3 protein-coding genes and 1 pseudogene are annotated in these 3,301 nt (G+C 67.6%); 3 read left to right on the top strand and 1 reads right to left on the bottom strand.

Annotation, left to right across the window (positions count from 1 at the left end; translation table 11 throughout):
• Positions 1-326: 326 nt before the first annotated feature.
• The gene (locus FXN61_RS48330; protein WP_167980476.1) at positions 327-983 is read right to left on the bottom strand and encodes a sigma-70 family RNA polymerase sigma factor; all 657 of its coding nucleotides are present in this window, start codon (positions 981-983) and stop codon (positions 327-329) included.
• A 645-nt stretch (positions 984-1,628) separates the two neighbouring features.
• On the opposite strand from FXN61_RS48330, the gene FXN61_RS48335 reads away from it, so the two are divergent.
• The 3 genes and pseudogenes from FXN61_RS48335 to FXN61_RS48340 form a co-directional block, all read left to right on the top strand.
• A complete protein-coding gene (locus FXN61_RS48335) occupies positions 1,629-2,570 on the top strand; it encodes a cytochrome P450 (RefSeq protein WP_188136288.1) in 942 nt (313 codons plus the stop codon).
• A 5-nt stretch (positions 2,571-2,575) separates the two neighbouring features.
• Positions 2,576-2,665 carry a hyalucidin A family RiPP precursor gene (locus tag FXN61_RS57135; RefSeq protein WP_459178533.1) on the top strand — a complete coding sequence of 30 codons (90 nt, stop codon included), beginning with the start codon at positions 2,576-2,578 and terminating at the stop codon, positions 2,663-2,665.
• Positions 2,666-2,727: 62 nt separating this feature from the next.
• Positions 2,728-3,301: pseudogene (locus FXN61_RS48340) on the top strand (cytochrome P450); the annotation flags it as partial.

The raw sequence follows: 3,301 nt of genomic DNA on the forward strand, positions 1-3,301 counted from the left end.
CCGCGCCTCGCAGGCCGGCTACCTCGACGCCTGGCAGCTCAACTTCTGACACCACCACACCCGCGACGAACGCCCCGCCCGGTTACCGCTCAGGTAGCCAGACGGGGCGTTTTGGCGCACGAGTGAATCGGTTTCTGCGCCGGGCCTTCCTCGCGACTCGGGCCAAGTGCGAATATCAGACGCCCCGCGCAGCGATGCCTGTGCATTCCACATTTCCAGATGATCTGGTCGGGTGTGCCCCGACTCGACGAAGGAAGTCAGACCGTGGCCGATCGCCCCCGATGAACAAGCGGGCTCGAGAAGGCATGTGCGCGATCCTCGACGCCTCACGAACTCGGCGTACGTGCCAATCTGTCGCCTCTTTTGAGGTCCGCTCCGGTCAACGATCTGCGGAGCTGGGCCAATGCGCGGTGTTGCGTGACGCGGACCGCCCCCGGCGTCGATCCGACCGCCTCGGCAGTCTCCTCAGCCGACAGCCCTCCGACCACCCGCAACATGAGGATCTCCCGTTGTCTCTCCGGGAGGATCAGCAGGAGTTGAGCCATTCGTTCGGACAGCTCACCCTGCACGGCCCGCTGCTCCGGACCCGCCTCGGTCTCGGGGGTGTCGGGAACCTCGGGGACGGGTTCAGCGCGATTGCGGGCGGCAGACCGATGCGCATCGGCAACCTTGTGCGCCGCGATGCCGTACACGAACGCGAGGAAGGGCCGGCCCTCCTCGCTGTATTTGGGCAATGCCATGAGCACCGCGAGACACACGTCCTGGGCCACGTCGTCTGCCGACACGAAGGATCGCTCCTGCCTGCCCACTCGGGCGCGGCAGTACCGCACCACCTGGGGACGAATGCTCGCCAGCAGGCGCTCGATCGCCCTGCGATCACCGGCGGCGGCCGCGCTCACCTCCACATGTTCGACGTGCGTCGCCGCCTCGGAGGCGCGGCGACCGAGCCATGTGTCTGACGCGTGTTCTCCGTCGATGGTCATGAGACGTCCCTCCTTTCACCCGACGAGCGTCGGCACTGCCTGTCTGCAGACGTGATCGACCTGCCGTCATGTCCTACAGCGGACACGCGGACACGGACCTGACCAGAACGTGAAATAGTTTTCTCTCCGTGGTCGGTCGGACACTCTGAGACAACAGATCGGGCCCTTGCTGGGCTTCGGGAACCAGTGAGAGCACAGAAAATGCCGTCGCGGGAACCCGGAATTTCCCGGACCCACAAAAAGCGCGTGGACACGCAGAGCGAGTGGTCTGATACGTACCACTCGTCATTGCCCTCGGTGTGACGCCGTTCGGCCGAGAATGAGCAACTGAATGCAGGTAAGCGCTCGGAGGCCATTCGGTCGGCGCTGCGACGGAGTATTGACAGCCTCTTCGCAGCGACGGTTAGCTGGGCGTCTGGTTCCTTTCCCCGCTAGGTTCCTTCGAGGGGAGTGTGCATGGCAGCGCTCGGTCCAGATGTTGATCCGCTCGCTGCACTCAGGAAACTCCGTCGTGATCGCGGCTCGGTGTTCAGCAAGCGTCGGGGTGAGATCTATGTTTCCGATCCGGTGCTCGCGAAAGAGATACTGGCAAACAACGAAGGTCTTTTCCGGGAGCATTCCGATTTCTTCCGGATCAGGACGGGAATGTTCGCACCGCGGTCCGCGCAGGTCGAAATCGGGCGGGCCGCACGGGTGCTGCTGCGGCGGTACACCCACGACCACGCGGATGAACTCCCCGCGCTCGTCGCCAGGCTGGCACCCGGCAGTGTCTGGCCGGACGCGGGAAACCGCCTCGTGTACGAACATTTCCGCCCGGCACTGATCGGTGACGCCCCCTCGGCCACCCTGCGCGAGACGGTGGACCAGGTCGTCGAACGGGCGGTGCTGGCCGGGGCGCGCGGCCGTTGCTCGCGGCTCGCCCGCCACCGGTTCCGCGCCCGCGTGACGCGGATTCTGTGCGCGGAGCTCGCTGCCCGGCGGGCTCGTCCATCTGCCAAGCCCGCCGACCTGCTGGACGTCGTCGCACACGCGGCGACCGGGCGCACGCGGGACGCCGACCTCGCCGAGGTGTTCCTCTCGTGCCTGTTCGCAGTCGCCGGTTCGGTCGGTTTCCTGCTCGGCTGGTCGCTCTACCTCGTGGGCACGACGGTCTCCGAGCCGGCACACCCCGCGTGGGTGGTCCGTGAAGCCCTGCGGCTGTGGCCGGTGGCGTGGCAGTTCGGTCGAACCCCCAGCCGGGAGCACCAGCTCGCCGCGCTCACCGTGAAGCCGACCGACGAGGTCGTCGTCTGCAGCTACCTCGTGCACCGGGATCCCGCGCACTGGAGCGAACCGGACGAGTTCCTCCCGGGCCGGTGGGCTTCGGGCACGGGGCAGGAGGCGTTCATCCCGTTCGGCTGGGGACCGCACGCTTGCACCGGCGCCGGTGTCGCGACGCAGGTGACGGAGACGCTCGTCGGGCTGATCACCTCGGCCTACCGGCTCGACGTCGCCGCACCTTCTTCTCAGCCCCAGGTCTCGGCGGCGCTCGCGCCCCCGTGGTTCCACCTGCGGCTGGACCCGTTCTCCCTGCCCGAGGGGAGGTGAATCCAATGTCGAAGATCTTCCGCGCCGCGCTGTCCGCGCTGAACATCCGCAAGTCCGACCGCCAGTACCGCTGGTACCTGTACCACCACATCTGACCGACGGGCGGGGAGCGCGACCGCACCGGGCCCGCTCCCCGCTCACAGCGACCGGAGCACCGATGGACATGGATGTGCTGCGCGATCTGCGCGGGCCGAGTGCGGCCGCGGGCGGGGTGTTCTGGCAGACCGAGCGGCAGCTCATGGTGTTCGACGCCGATGCCGCCGCCCAGGCCAACACCGACAACTACGTCGATCTCACCCTGCCGGACCGCCTGCGCGATCTGCTGCTGCGCCGGCCGAGCACACCGGTTTCCTGGAAGCGGGTGCGGTCGGCTTGGATGGCTCAACTGCGGACCCTCACGGGTGAGGAAGGCTTGGCGGCGCTGGATGCCCGGATGGACTCGTTGCTGCGCGCGCGGACAGGTGCATCACTGAACATGCCGTGGCTCGCGCACGAGGTCAGTTTCCGTTCCTTGCTTCCGATCGTGCTCGACGGCCTCTCCTCGGCGGACAGCGCGAAGATCAGCGAGGACGCGATCGCGAAACTCGCCAGACTGCTGGGTGAGGCCGTTGAGGATCCACCGTGGTGGCGGTCCTGGCGGCCCGTGTCGATCCAGGTCAGCGCCGGGCTGGTGGTCCGCCGCGAACTGCGCCGCCGGGCCCGTGACACCGGCGCGGCGCGGGCGGATCTCA

Source organism: Lentzea indica (assembly GCF_012184385.1).
GTDB classification, from domain to species: domain Bacteria; phylum Actinomycetota; class Actinomycetes; order Mycobacteriales; family Pseudonocardiaceae; genus Lentzea; species Lentzea indica.

Coding starts and splice junctions, on each gene's coding strand:
- FXN61_RS48330 (WP_167980476.1), bottom strand. CDS start 983: ATGACCATCGACGGAGAACACGCGTCAGACACATGGCTCGGTCGCCGC.
- FXN61_RS48335 (WP_188136288.1), top strand. CDS start 1,629: ATGTTCGCACCGCGGTCCGCGCAGGTCGAAATCGGGCGGGCCGCACGG.
- FXN61_RS57135 (WP_459178533.1), top strand. CDS start 2,576: ATGTCGAAGATCTTCCGCGCCGCGCTGTCCGCGCTGAACATCCGCAAG.